This is a genomic window from Methylobacterium dankookense (assembly GCF_902141855.1).
In the GTDB taxonomy this organism is placed as follows: Bacteria; Pseudomonadota; Alphaproteobacteria; order Rhizobiales; family Beijerinckiaceae; genus Methylobacterium; species Methylobacterium dankookense.
Genome location: NZ_CABFVH010000001.1, coordinates 184398 through 199080 on the forward strand (window position 1 = coordinate 184398; position 14683 = coordinate 199080).

The window sequence follows — 14683 nt, forward strand, 5'->3', positions numbered from 1 at the left end:
CCCGCCAACCCTGTCCCGCCGATATCCGGTCGATCGCGCCTCAGGCGCCGGCGCTGCGCGCGATCGCGCGCTTGACCACCGCCTGCACCTCGGGATTCGACAGGAACAGGTCGTGGTTGATCAGGCCACCGCCGTAATCCGAGGCGTCGGCCACGCGCACGCCCAGCTCCTCCAGGCGCGCCCGGTCGGCCGCGCCCGCCCGGACCACGCCGCCCGCGATGGTGCTCGACAGTTCGAGCGCCCGGTCGTTCGTGGAGGAGATCACCGTGATCTTGCTCACGTCCGGCCCGAGGCGGCGCACCCCGTTGGCGAAGAGGTCGAAGTCGATGTCGGGCGCGGCGAGCACCACCGCGCCGATGCGCGCCATCGCCGCCTCGCCGGCCTCGGCGCGGAGCATCCGCAGGGTCTCCAGCGTCAGCAGCGTGCCCATCGAGTGGGCGACGATGTTGATACGGCCGCCGCTCGGCGAGCTCGCGAGCGCCTTCAAGAGATCCTCGAAGGCATCGCGCGACCAGAGTGCGCTCTCCCGGTCGTAGCCGTAATCGAAGGTCGCCGCCGCGGAGGGCCAGGTGAACAGGCCCGAGACGCCGCGGAAGCGGATGCCGTCCGACAGGCGCGCGGCGCTCACCGTCGCCGATTCGAAGGATTCGCGGTAGCCGTGGACGTAGATCAGCACGTCGCGGCCGAGCGCCGCCTGCGCGAAGGCGTCGGCCGCGCCGGCCCCGGTCTCGACCTTCGGCACCGCGCCGATCGTCCAGTCGCCGGTGACGACGGCAGAGACCTTGCCGATCAGCGAGCGGTCAGGCGGCGACAGGCGCACCTCGGCGAAGCTCAGGCCCCGGCCGCGCTCGCTGGTGAAGTAGGGCGCGCGCGGCGAGGCCGCGGTCGGCTTGCGGGTCGTCGCGACGAGGAGGACCGGCATCACGTCGAGAGCCGATTGCTTCTCGGGCAGCGCCGCCGTTCCGGGCATGAGCCCGTCCGCCACGCAGGCGCCGAGGGAGGGCGCCAGCGCGGAGACGCCGGCGAGCGCGCCGAGGCGAATCAGGGAGCGTCGGGTGTGAGGCTGGCGCAGCATGATCCGGGGTCGCGTCCGATGCGGCCGGGCGGGAGGTCCCGGGCCGATGCGACAGCCTGTGCCGCAGGATCGTGACCATGACGGGGCACAAGCGTGGCCGTGCCCGATGTGGATTGCGGGCAGGATGGCCCTTGTGGTCGGCGGGGCACAGGCGTCCGGGCCCGGCCCGCGCCGCCCCCTCGACGAACGCCGCAGGCCCGGTCATGTAGGGCGCATGGCCTCTCCCTCCCTCGACCTCGATGCCCTTCGCGAGCGGCTGCTCGCCGGCGAGCGCGCGGCGCTCGCCCGCGCGATCACCCTCGCGGAATCGAAGCGGCCCGATCACCGGGCACTGGCGCGCGACCTCATCGACGCCGTGCTGCCGCAGACCGGCAAGGCGATCCGCGTCGGCATCACGGGGGTGCCGGGGGTCGGCAAGTCGACGACGATCGACGCGCTCGGCTCGAACCTGACGGCCGCCGGCCACAAGGTGGCGGTGCTCGCCGTCGACCCGTCCTCGACGCGCACCGGCGGCTCGATCCTCGGCGACAAGACGCGGATGGCCCGCCTCGCCCTCGACCCCGACGCCTTCATCCGCCCCTCCCCGTCCTCAGGCACCCTCGGCGGCGTCGCGGCCAAGACCCGCGAGACCATGCTGCTCTGCGAGGCGGCGGGGTTCGACGTGATCCTCGTCGAGACGGTGGGCGTCGGCCAATCCGAGACGGCGGTGGCCGACCTCACGGACTTCTTCCTCGTGCTGATGCTGCCCGGGGCCGGCGACGAGCTTCAGGGCATCAAGAAGGGCATCCTGGAACTCGCCGACATGATCGCGGTCAACAAGGCCGACGAGGGCGAGGCCGAGCGCCGGGCGAATGCGGCGGCCTCCGAGTACCGGGCCGCGCTCCACATCCTGACGCCGGCCTCCGCCACCTGGACGCCGCCGGTGGTGACGATCTCCGGCTTCCACAACCTGCGCCTCGACGCGCTCTGGGAGAAGGTCGTCGACCACCGCCAGCGCCTGACCGCCACGGGCGAGATCGCCAAGCGCCGGCGCGAGCAGGACGTGAAGTGGATGTGGGCGCTGGTCCATGAGCGCCTGCACCAGCGCCTCGTCGGCACCGCCGAGGTGCGGGCGAAGACGGCGGAGGCCGAGGCCTCGGTGGCGGGGGGCGCGCACTCGCCGGCCGCCGGCGCCGCGCTGATCGCCGAGCTGATCGGTTTATGAACCCGGTCCTCGTCACCGGATTCGGCCCCTTCCCGGGCATGCCGCGCAACCCGAGCGCGGCGCTCGCCCGCGCGATCGGAGCGGCGCTTCGGCTCCGCGGCGGCCCGGCGCCGCGCATCCTCGTCCTGCGCACCGCCTACGCGTCGATCCCCGGCACGCTGCTGCCGGCGCTGGCCGAGCGGCCCGCGGCCGTGCTGATGCTCGGCGTCGCCTCGCGGGCCAAGCGGATCCGCGTCGAGACGCGCGCCCGCAACCGGGCGAGCCGGCTCTATCCCGACGCCTCGGGCCGCACCGCTGCGCGGCTCGACCTCGATCCGGACGGGCCGGCCTCCCGCCGCAGCTCCGCGGCGGCGCAGGCGCTGGCAACCCTGCGCCGGCACGGGCTCGACGCGCGACCCTCGAACGATGCGGGCCGCTATCTCTGCAATGCGAGCTACTATGCGGCGCTCGCTGCGGATTGCCCGGCTCTGTTCGTGCACATCCCGCCGGTTCCGCGCACGGCCCGGCCCCTCCGTGGCGTCTCCGGCCAAGGCTCCGGCAAGGCCAAGCGGAGCCGCCAGGCCGCGGCCCTCGCCGAGATCGCCCGGGCGATGAGGGTGCGCGCCCGACACGGCCGGTGAGTCTCCGCACGAATTGTCGGTTCGGAGGCGGGGCCAATCGCGATCTCGGGCGTTCATCGGACGACGGAAGGCGCCGCGCGGACCGACCCGGGCCCGGCGCCCCGCTTCGACAACGGAGAGATCATATGGTTGACACGGATCGCATCGTCGGCGGCGCGAAGGAATTCGCCGGGCGCGCCCAGGGCGCGGCGGGCGACTTCGTCGGCTCGAACCGCGACTCGGTGGAGGGCCGCTTCCGCGAGGCGCAGGGCACCGCGCAGAATATCTACGGCCAGGCCAAGGACACGCTGCGCGACGTGGCCGACAATGCCGGCACCTATGCCCGAGACGCCTATGACCGCAGCGGCGACTACCTGCGCGACGGGCGCCACGCGGTGGGCTCGCGCGTGGAGGAGAACCCGCTGATCGCCCTGCTGCTGGCGGGCGCCGTCGGCTACGGCCTCGCCCTGCTGCTGCACGGCCGCCGCTGATCCAATCGCGCGGACGCCCCTCCGGGGGGCGTCCGCGCCTTCCGTCACTGAGCGGTCCAGCCGCCGTCCATGGACAGGTTGGACCCTGTGATCTGGCTCGCGGCGTCCGAGCACAGGAAGACCGCCAGCGCGGCGACCTGATCGACGGTGACGAACTCCTTGGTCGGCTGCGCCTTCAGCAGCACGTCCTCGATCACCTGCTCCTTGGTGAGCCCGCGCGCCTTCATCGTGTCGGGGATCTGCGCTTCGACCAGAGGCGTCCAGACATAGCCCGGCGAGATGCAGTTCACCGTGACCCTGTAGGGCGCGAGTTCGAGGCCCGCGCTCTTGGTGAGGCCGGCGATGCCGTGCTTGGCCGCCACATAGGCCGACTTGAACGGCGAGGCGACGAGCGAGTGCGCCGAGGCCGTGTTGATGATCCGCCCCCATTCGCGCTTCTTCATGCCGGGGATCGCCGCCTGCATGGCATAGAAGGCCGACGAGAGGTTGATCGCGATGATCTGCTCCCACTTCTCGCCCGGAAACTCCTCGATCGGCGAGACGTACTGGATGCCGGCATTGTTCACGAGGATGTCGACCGAGCCGGAGCGCTCCTCGGCCTCGCGCACCATCGCCGTGATCTGCTCGGGCTTGGTCATGTCGGCGTCGGAGTAATGCGCCTTCACGCCGAACTCGGATTCGATGCCGGAGCGCGCCCGCTCGATGTCCTCCGGCTTGCCGAATCCGTTGAGGACCACGTCGGCGCCCTCGCGCGCGAAGCCGCGGGCGAGGGCGAGACCGATGCCGCTGGTCGAGCCGGTGACGATGGCGGTCTTGGACTTGAGGGTCATGGGAACTCCGTGGCGGTCGGATCTGCGGCCTCGGGCACGTTACCTGTGCCGGCGCGTGCGGCGCGGCAAGATGGTCCGGGTGAGGGTCGGCTCAGCCCGTCACGGCCGGGACGCCCGCGAAGGCAGCGGCGAGATAGGCCCGCGCGAAGGGCGGCATCCGCGTCCCGTCGATGTCCTGCGCGCCGCGGGCGATGACGACGCGGGCGAGCTCCGGATCGGCGTCCTGCAGCCGGTGCCGCTCCATCCGGTCCCCGAGCTGTTCGGCGGTCTCGTCGAGGCGGACCGGGCGCAGGAAGGCGAGCTGGCCGTCGCCGCGCAGGAGCACCCAGGATTCCCCGGCCTCCTCCGGCACGGCGAGGCCGGTCTCCTCCCGAAGCTCGCGGCCGGCGCTGCCGGCGAGGTCCACCGTGTCGCCGCGGATGTCGTCGCGGTCGGGCGTGCCGCAGGGGAAGTAGATCTGCCCGGCATTGGCCGTCTGCGGGCCCATCTCGCCCATCAGCACGGCGCCGTCCGCGCTCCAGGGAACGATCGCCGCGAAGGCGTTGGTCACGTGGCCATCGGGCGAGCCGCCGTCGCGATAGGCGATGAAGCGGGAATAGGTGGTCTCGAAGAAGTCGACCCGGCAGACGCCGTCCGTCACCGCGCAGGCGCAGGCGAGGAGCACCGGCCCGTCGAAGAGCGCCGGCCGCGCCGCCCGCCGCCGCTCCCAGTTCTCGGCGACGCGCTCGGCGTTGTCCCGCGCCCAGGCCCAGTCATAGGCCACGAGCCGCGCCTCGATGCGGGCAAGCGGCAGCACCTCGAAGCCGTAGGGCCGGCCCTCAGACATGCAGGCTGCCGTCGGCGACCACCACGGCCGCCCCGCCGATCTCGACGGAGCGCAGCGCACCCGCGGCCACCTCGACCTGGAGGTCGATCTCGCTCGGGCGGCCCATCGCGACGCCCTGGCGGATGGCGACGTCGTGCGTGCCCTCGCCCAATGTCTCGAACTGCATGAGCACGCCGGCGAAGGCCGCCGCGGCCGAGCCGGTGGCCGGATCCTCGGGCACGCCGAGGGCCGGGGCGAGCATGCGCGACTGGAAGCGCAGGCCGAGGCCCTCCGGATCGGGCGCGTAGAGATAGACCGCGTCGGCGATCTCCGGCAGGCCCGCGCCGGCCTTCGCGGCGTCGAGGCGGGCGCGGCTCGCCACGGGCACGAAGGTGAATTCCGGCCCGGCCGCGTGCCGGCTCGGGCGGTGCCGGCCGAAGCCGATATCGCCGGGCTCGAGGCCGAGGGCGGCGGCAAGCGGCGCGGCGTCCGGCCCGTCGCCGCGGAAATCGGGCATCACCGGCAGCTTGAAGCGGGCGCGGCCCCGGTTCTCGCCCGCCTCCACCACGCAGGGCACCACGCCGAGCTCGACCTCGAGGCCGAAGGCCACGGCGTCGGCGAGGTCGGCCCGCCGGTCCCGCAGGGCGAGGAGCACCGCGCTGCCCACCGTCGGATGGCCCGCGAAGGGCAGTTCACGGGTCGGCGTGAAGATGCGCAGCCGCGCCCGGTGCCGCGCCTCGGCCGGCGGCAGCACGAACACCGTCTCCGACAGGTTGAACTCGCGGGCGATGGCCTGCATCGCCGCGCCGTCGAGCCCCTCCGCGTCGAGGACGACGGCGAGCGGATTCCCGGCGAGCGGCGTCTGCGTGAACACGTCGAGGATGACGAAGCGGCGCGGCATGGAGGCTCCTCTGCAGGCGGGCGAGGCGAGCCTGCCTCGTCGAACGCCGCCGGACGGATGGGAACTGTGTCAGAGCGGCAGGACCGGGAAGGTCTCGCTCGGGCTCACGAACTCGTCCTGCGCCGCGACGGTGAGGATCTCGCGGGAGCCGGCCTCGGCGGTGCGCCGCAGCAGCCCGTAGACCGAGGCCCCGGCCATGCCGAGGGCGAGCGCCGCCGAGCCGGTGCGGGCGTAGTGGACGAAGAACAGGGCCGCGATGCAGTCCCCCGCCCCGCTCACGTCGAGCGAGAGCCGGGGCGTGCGCAGGATCCAGAACTTGCCGCCCTCCCCGGCGAGCAGGTCGATGGCGTCGGCGGGGGTCGCGTCGGTGACGAGGGAGGTGACGAGGACGACGCGGGGGCCGCGCGCCTGGAGCGCCAGCACCGCCCGCTTCGCCTCGTCCAGCGTGCCGGTGGGCAGGCCGGTGAGCGCGTCGAGCTCGAACTGGTTCGGCGTCAGGATGTCGGCGGCCGGCACCGCCTGGTCGCGCATGAAGTCGGGGATGCCGGGGCGGACATAGACGCCGCGGCCGGTATCGCCCATCACCGGATCGCAGCAATAGAGCGCGCTCGGGTTGGCGGCGCGCACGGCGGCCACCGCCCGCAGGATCGCCGTGCCGATATCGGCCGAGCCCATATAGCCGGAGAGCACCCCGTCGCAGGCGCCGAGCACGCCGCGCTCGCCGATGCCCGCCACCAGTTCCTCGATCGCCGGCCCGTCGAAGACCCGGCCGCGCCAGGCGCCGTAGCCGGTATGGTTGGAGAACTGCACCGTGTGGATCGGCCAGACCTCGACGCCGAGGCGCTGCATCGGGAACACCGCCGAGGCGTTGCCGACATGGCCGTAGGCGACATGGGACTGGATCGACAGGACCTGCACGGGTTCTCACCTCCGAACTGGGGCGGCTGGACTGTTAGCGGGTTTCCCGTGAGGCCGCATCCCGCATCCGGCCGGGGGCCGGGTTGCGCGAATGCCGGCACCGCCCCAGATCCGACGCTCTCCGGAACAAGGCGAAGCAGACGAATGGACCTCGAAGCCCTGCGGATCACGGCCCTCGGCTTCGTCGAGGCCCACAAGAGCTGGGCCCCCCTGATCACCGGCGTGCTCGCCTTCTGCGAATCCATCGCCTTCCTGTCGCTCCTCGTGCCCGCGACCGTGATCCTCGTCGGGATCGGGGCGATGGTGGGCGCGGCCGACATCCCGCTCTGGCCGGTGGTGGCCGCCGCCGGGATCGGGGCCGGGCTCGGCGACTGGATCTCCTACGAGTTCGGCCGCTATTACGGCCCGAACGCCAAGGCGATGTGGCCGATGCGGAACTATCCCGAGATGGTGGCGCGCGGCGAGGGCTTCCTCAAGCGCTGGGGCGCGGCCTCGGTGGCGGTCGGGCGCTTCTTCGGGCCGGCGCGCGCCGTGGTGCCGCTCATCGCCGGCATCTTCGCGGTGGAGCGCCTGCCCTTCCAGATCGCCAACTGGCTCTCCGGCTTCGTCTGGGCCTTCGTGCTGCTCGCCCCCGGGGCGGGGCTCCTCACCTGGCTCCAGGGCTGACGGCCCGGCGCACGCGCCGCAGGTGACAAGCGGCCCTCGAGCCGGGCAGAGTGTTCCGAAACGGAACGCTTCGCCCGATGCTCCCTGGCCCGATGCCCCCTGCCCTCGCCACGTCCCCCGAGACCCTGCTGCCGGCCGACCGCCGCCAGTCGCCGACGGCCTTGCGCATCCAGCGCGGGGTACGCCGGCTGTTCTCGGAACTCGGCTGCGTCAGCCTGCCCGAGTTCTCCCTGGCGAACGGCCGGCGCGCCGACGTGATCGCCCTGTGCGGGGCGGGCAAGCTCAGCATCGTGGAGATCAAGTCGAGCGTCGCGGATTTCCGGGCCGACCGGAAATGGCCCGATTACCGCGACTTCTGCGACCGCTTCTACTTCGCGATCTCGGACAGCGTGCCGGAATCGATGATCCCCGAAGAATGCGGTCTCATCGTCGCCGACGCCTTCGGCGCCGCGATCCTGCGCGAGCCCGCCGAGCACGCGCTGAGCGGCGCCCGCCGCAAGGCCGTGACCCTCCGCTTCGCCCACAGCGCGGCGCGGCTGCTCCATGCGCTGGCCGATCCCGGCGCGGTGCGCGAGGGGGCGCTTTAAACTTAACCCCGCCCGCTCCGCCGGGCCGAGACCTTCGCGAGCGCCGCGAGGTCCTTGTCGGCGTCGCCGTGGGCCATGGCCTCGATCAGGCCGTCGCGGAGCACGCTGGCGAAGGGCATCGGCACGCCGACCGCCTCGGCCGCCTGGAGCGCGAGGCGCATGTCCTTGGCGCCGAGCCTCAGGTTGAAGCCCGGCGGCTCGTAGCGGCTCGCGGCGATGGAGGCGCCGTAGCCCTTGTAGACGGGCGAGGCGAACAGCGTGTTGGTGAGGAGGTCGAGGAGGTCGGCGCCCGGCACGCCGTGCCCCTCGGCGAAGGCGCAGGCCTCGCCCATCGCCTCGATCGCCGAGATCAGCATGAAGTTGCCGGCGAGCTTCACCGCGTTGGCGCGGGGCGCCTCCGGGCCGAAGGGCCAGGTCTTCGCGCCCATGGCGTCGAGGAGCGGCGCGGCGCGGGAGACGGCCGCCTCGGGGCCGGCGCAGACGATGTTGAGTTCGCCCGCCTCGGCCACGTTCGGCCGTCCGAAGACCGGGGCGGCGATGTAGGGCACGCCGGCCCGCTCGTGGATGGCGGCCAGCTCCCGGGAGAGCGCCACCGAGATCGTGCTCATGCCGAGATGCAGGCCGGGCCGCTCAGCCCCGTCGAGCAGGCCGCCCTCGACGATGACGGAGCGCAGGGCCGCGTCGTCGGCGAGCATGGTGATCGCCGCTTCGCCCCGGAAGGCCTCTGCGGGGCTTCCCACCACGGTCGCCCCCTCGAGCCCCTCGGCGGCGCCGGCCGAGCGGTTCCAGACCCGGACCCCGTGGCCGGCCCGGAGCAGGCTCGCGACCATGCCCCGGCCCATGCGCCCGAGCCCGATGAAGCCGACATCCATGCGCGCTCTCCTCCGCTCACGCCCCGCACCGCGCATAACGCGCGGCGGCGCCAACGGATCACGCGGCGCGGTCCATCGGCGCCGGCCTCTGCTCGGGCGAGGCGAGAGTGGGTTGCGCGGCCAGCGGCAGCTCGATCACCGCGCTGAACCCGCCCTCGGGCCGGTTCTCCAGGATCAGCCGGCCGGAATGGGCCTCGACGATCGCCTGCACGATGGACAGGCCGAGGCCGAAGCCGGTGGCCTCGTTGAGGTTCCGCGCCCGGTCGCCGCGCACGAAGGGCTGGAGCATCGCCTCGCGCTCGGCCTCGGCGATGCCGGGGCCGGGGTCGCGCACCTCGACGCGGGTGCCGCGCGGGATGGCGTCCATGAACAGGCTGGCGCTGCCGCCATACTTCACGGCGTTGTCCACGAGGTTGGTGATCGCGCGCTGCAACTCGTCGGGCCGGCCGCGCACCAGGACATGGCGGCTGCGCTCCACCGAGACCTGCGCGCCCACATCCGCGAAGCCGTCGCAGACGGTGTGGACCACGGAGGCGAGGTCGACGAGCGACTGGTTGCCCATATCGCGGGCCTGGCCGTCGCGCACGAAGGAAAGGGCCGCCTCGACCAGCGCGTTCATCTGGTCGAGGTCGCGCAGGGTGGAGGCGCGGGCGTTCTCGTCCTCGATGAACTCGGCGCGCAGGCGTAGCCGCGTGATCGGCGTGCGCAGGTCGTGGCTGATGGCGGCGAGCATCTGGGTGCGGTCGTCGATGAGCCGGCGCACGCGGGCCCGCATCCGGTCGAGCGCCCGGGAGACGGCGAGCACCTCCTTCGGGCCGGCCTGCGGCAGGGCGGCGTGGTCGTCGCGGGTGCCGAAGGCCTCGGCCGCTCCGGCGAGGCGTGCGAGCGGCGCCGTGAGCGCCCGCGTCGCCCAGACCGAGAGGAGCGTCAGGGTCAGGCCCAGGAAGACGAAGGTGAAGATGATCGCGCCCTGGCGCGGCGGACGCAGGGGATCGTCCGGCAGCGTACCCTGGAGCATCGCGCCGTTCGGCGTGGCGAGGCCGAGGCGCAGGGCGTGGCCGCTGCGGGCGGAATCCGGCGTCAGGTCGGCGATGGTGAGGCCGCGGCCGAAGCTCTCGCGCAGGCGCCGCGCCACCGGCTTGTCGGTGCCGGTGTCGCCGCCCTTCCCGTCCCAGGGGGCGATGTCGAGGATGGCGAGGCTGCGCGCGGCGCTCGCCAGCAGCGTCGGCCGCGTCTCCGGCTCGGAGGCGTCGAGCAGGCGCGCCACGATCGAGAGGCGGCCGACGAGCACGCCGGGCCGGTCCTCCGGCCGCCAGGGCTCGTGCAGCAGGAAGAAGGCCAGCGTCGCCACCACATGCGCTGCGGCGATGGCCGCCACCACGAGGAGCGCGATCTGGCCGCCAATGCTGCGCGGGCGAAGCCGGGCGCGGATGCGCTGCACGAGCCCGCTCATGCCCGCGTGACCTCGGGCGTGAACAGGTAGCCGCCGGAGCGGATCGTGCGGATGATCTCGGGATTGCGCGAATCGCGCTCGATCTTCTGGCGGATCCGGCTGATCAGCACGTCGATGCTGCGCTCGAACGGGCCGGCCGCCCGCCCCTGCGTGAGATCGAGGAGCTGGTCGCGGGAGAGCACCCGGCCCGGGCGCAGGCAGAGGGCGTGGAGCAGGTCGAACTCCGCGCCCGTGACGGCGACCCGGGCGCCCTCGGGGCTGAGCACCTGCCGCAGCGACACGTCGAGGGTCCAGCCGGCGAAGTGGAGGCGGCGCACGCCGTCCTCGTCGGTGGCGTTGGCGGCGGTGCGGCGCAGGATGGCGCGGATGCGCGCCAGGAGCTCGCGCGGGTTGAAGGGCTTGGCGAGGTAGTCATCGGCGCCGAGCTCCAGCCCGATGATGCGGTCGATCTCCTCACTCTTCGCGGTGAGCATCAGGACGGGGACCTGGGAGGCGGCCCGCAGGCGGCGGCACAGGCTGAGCCCGTCCTCGCCCGGCAGCATCAGGTCGAGGACGATCAGGTCGACCCTGGCGTCGCCGAGCACCCGGTCCATCTCGCGCCCGTCGCCGGCCAGCGTCACGCGGCACTCGTTGCCGCGCAGGTAGCGCGCGACGAGGGCCGAGATCTCGCGGTCGTCCTCGACGACGAGGATGTGGGGCGTCGCGGTCGCGGTCATCACGGAGGGTTCGGTCGCCAGCATGCACTGGTTATGGCCCGGCCCGGGCCGCATTCGGAAGATGGGGCGGCGCGGACAATTGTAACCACACGTTTCCGCGGTGGCGGCGGACATATCCGGAAACACGTCAAGCGCTTACGGCCCCGCGCGGATCATCCGCCCGGAGCATGGAAGAGGGTCGCGGTCGGCATCCCGCAGCCCCCGGGATGCGGCCCGGATATCCGGGCCGCCCCGTCCTCACTCCGCCGGCTGCAGGGCGATGGCCGGCTGACGGCGCATCAGCGCGGCGTAGATCACGACTGCGTCGTGGGCGTCTCGAAGCCGCACCTGTACTATTACTTCGACCACAAGGAAGATCTGTACCGCGCCCTGCTGGAGCGGGCGATGAACACCTGGGCGGCGGACATCGACGCCCTCGACCTCGCGGGCGACCTGCGCACGGTCCTGCGCGACTACATCCACCGCAAGATCGACTTCTCGCGGGACCACCCGTCCCTGTCGAAGATCTATGCCACCGAAATCATCAGCGGTGCGCCGCATATCGGCAGCTTCATCGATTCGGTCTCGACGCCGCAGCTGCTCGCGAAGGTGGCGATGGTGGAGGAATGGGCCGCGGCCGGCTTGGTCCGGCCGATCAGCCCGGCCGATTTGTTCTTCTGCATCTGGGCGATGACGCAGGCCTATGCCGATTTCTCGGACCAGATGGCGCTGATGAAGAAGAAGGACCGCCTCGACGAGACGGATTACGTGGCCGCGAAGGCGACCATCGTGCAACTGGTGTTCGGCGGCCTGGGCCTGCCGCTGGATTGAGGATCAAGCGGCAGCGCGGTCAGCGCCGCCGCTTGATCGAGCCCACCGTCTGCATCTGCGACTGGGCCTCGGTGCGGTCGTCGTCGCTCGCACTGGCCCAGTTCTTCTCGTAGAGGTTGACGATCCAGTCGTCCTTGCGCCCCTGCGCCCCCTCGCGGGCGAGCGCCAGCCACATCAGGCCGCGCACCCGCTGCACCGGCACGCCGCCGAGGCCGTTGACGAGGATGTCGCCGAGGAGCGCCTGGGCCGGATGGTGGCCCTTCTCCGCGGCGAGGTTGAACCAGCGCGCCGCCTGCTTCGGGTCCGCGTCGACGCCGTTGCCGTCGAGGTAGAGCCGGGCGAGGTTGTACTGCGCGTTGGGGTCCCCGAAATAGGACGCCGCGTAGTTGAACATGTCGTAGGCGCGCTCGGGGTTCGAGCGCACATAGGTGCCCTTGATCCCGTCGAGGAAATAGGTGCCGAGCGCCGTGAAGGCGGAGGCCGTCACGGCGGAGGTCTGCGCGTCCGGCCCGTCGGCGTTGCCGGCATCGGCGATGCGCGAGAAATACTCGAACGCCTTCAGGTCGTCGTGCGGCACGCCGTCCCCGTCCGCGTACATGCGGCCGAGCTTCCACAGGGCCAGGGCATGGCCCTGGCCGGCGGCGTATTCGAGGGCGCGGGCGGCGCCTTCCTTGTCGCCCGCATTGTACTCGCGCACGCCCGCCCGCAGCGCGTCCTTGGCGGAGCGGTAGCTCCGCTCCGGCACGGGGGTGCGCGCGGTCGCGTCGAGCGCGCGCGGGGCCGGCGGCAGCGCGGCCAAGGTCAACGCGGCGCAGAGCCCCGCGAAGACCGAGGAGCGCAGGATTGCGAGCCTTCGGCGCCGACCCGGAGCGGCCCCGGCCGGCCGCATGGGCCGGCAGAGGTCAGTCCTAGATGTCCGCATAGCTCTGCGTCTCCTTGGCGCCGCCCGGATGGGTGACGGCGCCGTTCACCGCCGGGCCGACGCCCTGCGCGTACTTCCAGAGGTAGCCGGAGGTGGCCGTGTTCGGCCGCGGCGCCCAGGCCTTGCGGCGCTCGGCGAGCTCCGCGTCCGAGAGCGCCACGTCGAGGGTGCCCTTGATCGCGTCGAGGGTGATGATGTCGCCGTCGCGCAGCAGGCCGATCGGCCCGCCGACCGCGGCCTCGGGCCCGACATGGCCGACGCAGAAGCCGCGGGTCGCGCCGGAGAAGCGCCCGTCGGTGATCAGCGCGACCTTGTCGCCCATGCCCTGGCCGTAGAGCGCGGCGGTGGTGGAGAGCATCTCACGCATGCCGGGTCCGCCGCGCGGGCCCTCGTAGCGGATCACCAGCACCTCGCCCTCCTTGTAGGAGCGCGACTGGACGGCCGCGAAGCAGGCCTCCTCGCCGTCGAAGACGCGGGCCGGGCCGGTGAAGACCTGCTTCTCGGCGGCCATGCCGGCGACCTTCACGATGGCGCCCTCGGGGGCGAGGTTGCCCTTGAGGCCGACGACGCCGCCGGTGGGCGTGATCGGGTTGTTGGCCGGGCGCACCACGTCCTGGTCCGGGTTCCAGGCCACCTTCTCGAGGTTCTCGGCGATGGTGCGGCCGGTGACCGTCAGGCAGTCGCCGTGCAGGAAGCCGTGGTCGAGCAGCGTCTTCATGAGGAGGGGGATGCCGCCGACCTCGAACATGTCCTTGGCCACGTAGCGCCCGCCCGGCTTCAGGTCGGCGATGTAGGGCGTGCGCCGGAAGATCTCGGCCACGTCGAACAGGGTGAACGCGATGCCCGCCTCGTGGGCGATGGCCGGCAGGTGCAGGGCCGCGTTGGTGGAGCCGCCCGAGGCCGCCACCGTCGCGGCGGCGTTCTCCAGCGCCTTGCGGGTGACGATGTCGCGCGGGCGGATGTTCTTGGCGATGAGCTCCATCACCTTCTCGCCGGCCGCGGCGCAGAACTTGTCGCGGATCTCGTACGGGGCGGGCGCGCCGGCCGAATAGGGCAGCGCGAGGCCGATCGCTTCGGAGACGGTCGCCATGGTGTTGGCGGTGAACTGCGCGCCGCAGGCGCCGGCCGAGGGGCAGGCGACCTGCTCCAGCTCGTCGAGGTCGTCGAGGCTCATGTCGCCGACGGCGACCTTGCCCACCGCCTCGAAGAGGTCCTGCACGGTGACCGGCTTGCCGCGGAAGGAGCCGGGCAGGATCGAGCCGCCATAGATGAAGATCGACGGCACGTTGAGGCGCACCATGGACATCATCATGCCGGGCAGCGACTTGTCGCAGCCGGCGAGGCCCACGAGGGCGTCGTAGGCGTGGCCGCGCATGGTCAGCTCGACCGAGTCGGCGATGACCTCGCGCGACGGCAGCGAGGCGCGCATGCCGCTATGCCCCATGGCGATGCCGTCGGTGACGGTGATGGTGCAGAACTCGCGCGGGGTGCCGTGGGCGGCGGCGACGCCCTTCTTCACCGCCTGCGCCTGGCGCATCAGCGAAATGTTGCAGGGAGCGGCCTCGTTCCAGCACGAGGCGACGCCCACGAGCGGCTGGTGAATCTGCTCGCGGGTCAGGCCCATGGCGTAGAGATAGGAGCGGTGCGGGGCACGGTCCGGCCCCTCCGTGACGTGCCGGCTCGGCAGCTTCGACTTGTCGTTCACGCGCGCGTCCATGACCCAGGTCCCGTCGTACTCTTCGAAGATTCCAGAGATGGGGTGCGCAAAGCCCCATCACATCGCCTGGCGACGATGCGCGAGGGACCTCGAAAACGCCTGTCCGGAATCGTTCGC

General features: G+C 72.4%; 16 protein-coding genes. 6 read left to right on the top strand and 10 right to left on the bottom strand.

The genetic code is table 11. The features are described from left to right. Window positions 1-40: 40 nt before the first annotated feature. The gene (locus MTDSW087_RS00955) at window positions 41-1075 is read right to left on the bottom strand and encodes an alpha/beta hydrolase (RefSeq protein ID WP_144758880.1); all 1035 of its coding nucleotides are present in this window, start codon (window positions 1073-1075) and stop codon (window positions 41-43) included. Window positions 1076-1289: 214 nt separating this feature from the next. On the opposite strand from MTDSW087_RS00955, the gene meaB reads away from it, so the two are divergent. From meaB to MTDSW087_RS00970, 3 genes are all read left to right on the top strand, one after another. Beyond that, the gene (gene meaB, locus MTDSW087_RS00960; protein ID WP_144758883.1) at window positions 1290-2279 is read left to right on the top strand and encodes a methylmalonyl Co-A mutase-associated GTPase MeaB; all 990 of its coding nucleotides are present in this window, start codon (window positions 1290-1292) and stop codon (window positions 2277-2279) included. Then, on the top strand, window positions 2276-2899 hold the full coding sequence (locus MTDSW087_RS00965) for a pyroglutamyl-peptidase I (protein ID WP_144758886.1): 624 nt from the start codon (window positions 2276-2278) through the stop codon (window positions 2897-2899). The genes meaB and MTDSW087_RS00965 overlap by 4 nt, the downstream gene beginning before the upstream one ends. A 125-nt stretch (window positions 2900-3024) precedes the next feature. Beyond that, a complete protein-coding gene (locus tag MTDSW087_RS00970) occupies window positions 3025-3369 on the top strand; it encodes a CsbD family protein (RefSeq protein ID WP_144758889.1) in 345 nt (114 codons plus the stop codon). A gap of 44 nt (window positions 3370-3413) precedes the next feature. On the opposite strand, the gene MTDSW087_RS00975 is transcribed toward MTDSW087_RS00970, so the two are convergent. The 4 genes from MTDSW087_RS00975 to pdxY form a co-directional block, all read right to left on the bottom strand. Next, the gene (locus MTDSW087_RS00975) at window positions 3414-4199 is read right to left on the bottom strand and encodes a 3-hydroxybutyrate dehydrogenase (protein WP_144758892.1); all 786 of its coding nucleotides are present in this window, start codon (window positions 4197-4199) and stop codon (window positions 3414-3416) included. Between the two features lie 91 nt (window positions 4200-4290). Further along, window positions 4291-5025, bottom strand: a complete 735-nt coding sequence (locus MTDSW087_RS00980) for an NUDIX hydrolase (protein WP_144758895.1) — start codon at window positions 5023-5025, stop codon at window positions 4291-4293. After that, window positions 5018-5905, bottom strand: a complete 888-nt coding sequence (locus MTDSW087_RS00985; protein WP_144758898.1) for a PhzF family phenazine biosynthesis protein — start codon at window positions 5903-5905, stop codon at window positions 5018-5020. Before MTDSW087_RS00985 ends, MTDSW087_RS00980 begins: the two co-directional genes overlap by 8 nt. Before the next feature lie 69 nt (window positions 5906-5974). Next, window positions 5975-6823 carry a pyridoxal kinase PdxY gene (gene pdxY / locus MTDSW087_RS00990; RefSeq protein WP_144758901.1) on the bottom strand — a complete coding sequence of 283 codons (849 nt, stop codon included), beginning with the start codon at window positions 6821-6823 and terminating at the stop codon, window positions 5975-5977. Window positions 6824-6967: 144 nt separating this feature from the next. Here pdxY and MTDSW087_RS00995 point away from each other — a divergent pair, with 144 nt between their 5' ends. Beyond that, entirely contained in the window at window positions 6968-7489 is a 522-nt protein-coding gene (locus MTDSW087_RS00995; protein ID WP_144758904.1) for a DedA family protein, read from the top strand. Window positions 7490-7581: 92 nt separating this feature from the next. Continuing rightward, the gene (locus MTDSW087_RS01000; RefSeq protein WP_144758907.1) at window positions 7582-8076 is read left to right on the top strand and encodes an MmcB family DNA repair protein; all 495 of its coding nucleotides are present in this window, start codon (window positions 7582-7584) and stop codon (window positions 8074-8076) included. A 2-nt stretch (window positions 8077-8078) separates the two neighbouring features. Here MTDSW087_RS01000 and MTDSW087_RS01005 read toward each other — a convergent pair whose 3' ends face one another. The 3 genes from MTDSW087_RS01005 to MTDSW087_RS01015 are packed head-to-tail and all read right to left on the bottom strand — an operon-like array spanning window position 8079 to window position 11117. After that, window positions 8079-8948, bottom strand: a complete 870-nt coding sequence (locus tag MTDSW087_RS01005) for an NAD(P)-dependent oxidoreductase (RefSeq protein ID WP_144758910.1) — start codon at window positions 8946-8948, stop codon at window positions 8079-8081. A 58-nt stretch (window positions 8949-9006) separates the two neighbouring features. Further along, window positions 9007-10401, bottom strand: a complete 1395-nt coding sequence (locus MTDSW087_RS01010) for an ATP-binding protein (protein ID WP_144758913.1) — start codon at window positions 10399-10401, stop codon at window positions 9007-9009. After that, the gene (locus MTDSW087_RS01015; protein WP_144758916.1) at window positions 10398-11117 is read right to left on the bottom strand and encodes a response regulator; all 720 of its coding nucleotides are present in this window, start codon (window positions 11115-11117) and stop codon (window positions 10398-10400) included. Before MTDSW087_RS01015 ends, MTDSW087_RS01010 begins: the two co-directional genes overlap by 4 nt. Window positions 11118-11423: 306 nt before the next feature. On the opposite strand from MTDSW087_RS01015, the gene MTDSW087_RS29900 reads away from it, so the two are divergent. Then, window positions 11424-11927, top strand: a complete 504-nt coding sequence (locus tag MTDSW087_RS29900; RefSeq protein WP_186383693.1) for a TetR family transcriptional regulator C-terminal domain-containing protein — start codon at window positions 11424-11426, stop codon at window positions 11925-11927. A 19-nt stretch (window positions 11928-11946) separates the two neighbouring features. Here MTDSW087_RS29900 and MTDSW087_RS01025 read toward each other — a convergent pair whose 3' ends face one another. Both MTDSW087_RS01025 and ilvD read right to left on the bottom strand, forming a co-directional pair. Continuing rightward, window positions 11947-12849 carry a tetratricopeptide repeat protein gene (locus MTDSW087_RS01025; RefSeq protein WP_144758922.1) on the bottom strand — a complete coding sequence of 301 codons (903 nt, stop codon included), beginning with the start codon at window positions 12847-12849 and terminating at the stop codon, window positions 11947-11949. Beyond that, entirely contained in the window at window positions 12836-14566 is a 1731-nt protein-coding gene (ilvD, locus tag MTDSW087_RS01030; RefSeq protein WP_144758925.1) for a dihydroxy-acid dehydratase, read from the bottom strand. The genes MTDSW087_RS01025 and ilvD overlap by 14 nt, the downstream gene beginning before the upstream one ends. Between the last annotated feature and the right edge of the window lie 117 nt (window positions 14567-14683).

Coding starts and splice junctions, on each gene's coding strand:
- MTDSW087_RS01000 (WP_144758907.1), top strand. CDS start 7,582: ATGCCCCCTGCCCTCGCCACGTCCCCCGAGACCCTGCTGCCGGCCGAC.
- MTDSW087_RS00980 (WP_144758895.1), bottom strand. CDS start 5,025: ATGTCTGAGGGCCGGCCCTACGGCTTCGAGGTGCTGCCGCTTGCCCGC.
- MTDSW087_RS00995 (WP_144758904.1), top strand. CDS start 6,968: ATGGACCTCGAAGCCCTGCGGATCACGGCCCTCGGCTTCGTCGAGGCC.
- MTDSW087_RS00955 (WP_144758880.1), bottom strand. CDS start 1,075: ATGCTGCGCCAGCCTCACACCCGACGCTCCCTGATTCGCCTCGGCGCG.
- MTDSW087_RS00985 (WP_144758898.1), bottom strand. CDS start 5,905: ATGCCGCGCCGCTTCGTCATCCTCGACGTGTTCACGCAGACGCCGCTC.
- MTDSW087_RS01010 (WP_144758913.1), bottom strand. CDS start 10,401: ATGAGCGGGCTCGTGCAGCGCATCCGCGCCCGGCTTCGCCCGCGCAGC.
- meaB (WP_144758883.1), top strand. CDS start 1,290: ATGGCCTCTCCCTCCCTCGACCTCGATGCCCTTCGCGAGCGGCTGCTC.
- MTDSW087_RS01005 (WP_144758910.1), bottom strand. CDS start 8,948: ATGGATGTCGGCTTCATCGGGCTCGGGCGCATGGGCCGGGGCATGGTC.
- MTDSW087_RS00975 (WP_144758892.1), bottom strand. CDS start 4,199: ATGACCCTCAAGTCCAAGACCGCCATCGTCACCGGCTCGACCAGCGGC.
- ilvD (WP_144758925.1), bottom strand. CDS start 14,566: ATGGACGCGCGCGTGAACGACAAGTCGAAGCTGCCGAGCCGGCACGTC.
- MTDSW087_RS01025 (WP_144758922.1), bottom strand. CDS start 12,849: ATGCGGACATCTAGGACTGACCTCTGCCGGCCCATGCGGCCGGCCGGG.
- MTDSW087_RS01015 (WP_144758916.1), bottom strand. CDS start 11,117: ATGACCGCGACCGCGACGCCCCACATCCTCGTCGTCGAGGACGACCGC.
- MTDSW087_RS00965 (WP_144758886.1), top strand. CDS start 2,276: ATGAACCCGGTCCTCGTCACCGGATTCGGCCCCTTCCCGGGCATGCCG.
- MTDSW087_RS00970 (WP_144758889.1), top strand. CDS start 3,025: ATGGTTGACACGGATCGCATCGTCGGCGGCGCGAAGGAATTCGCCGGG.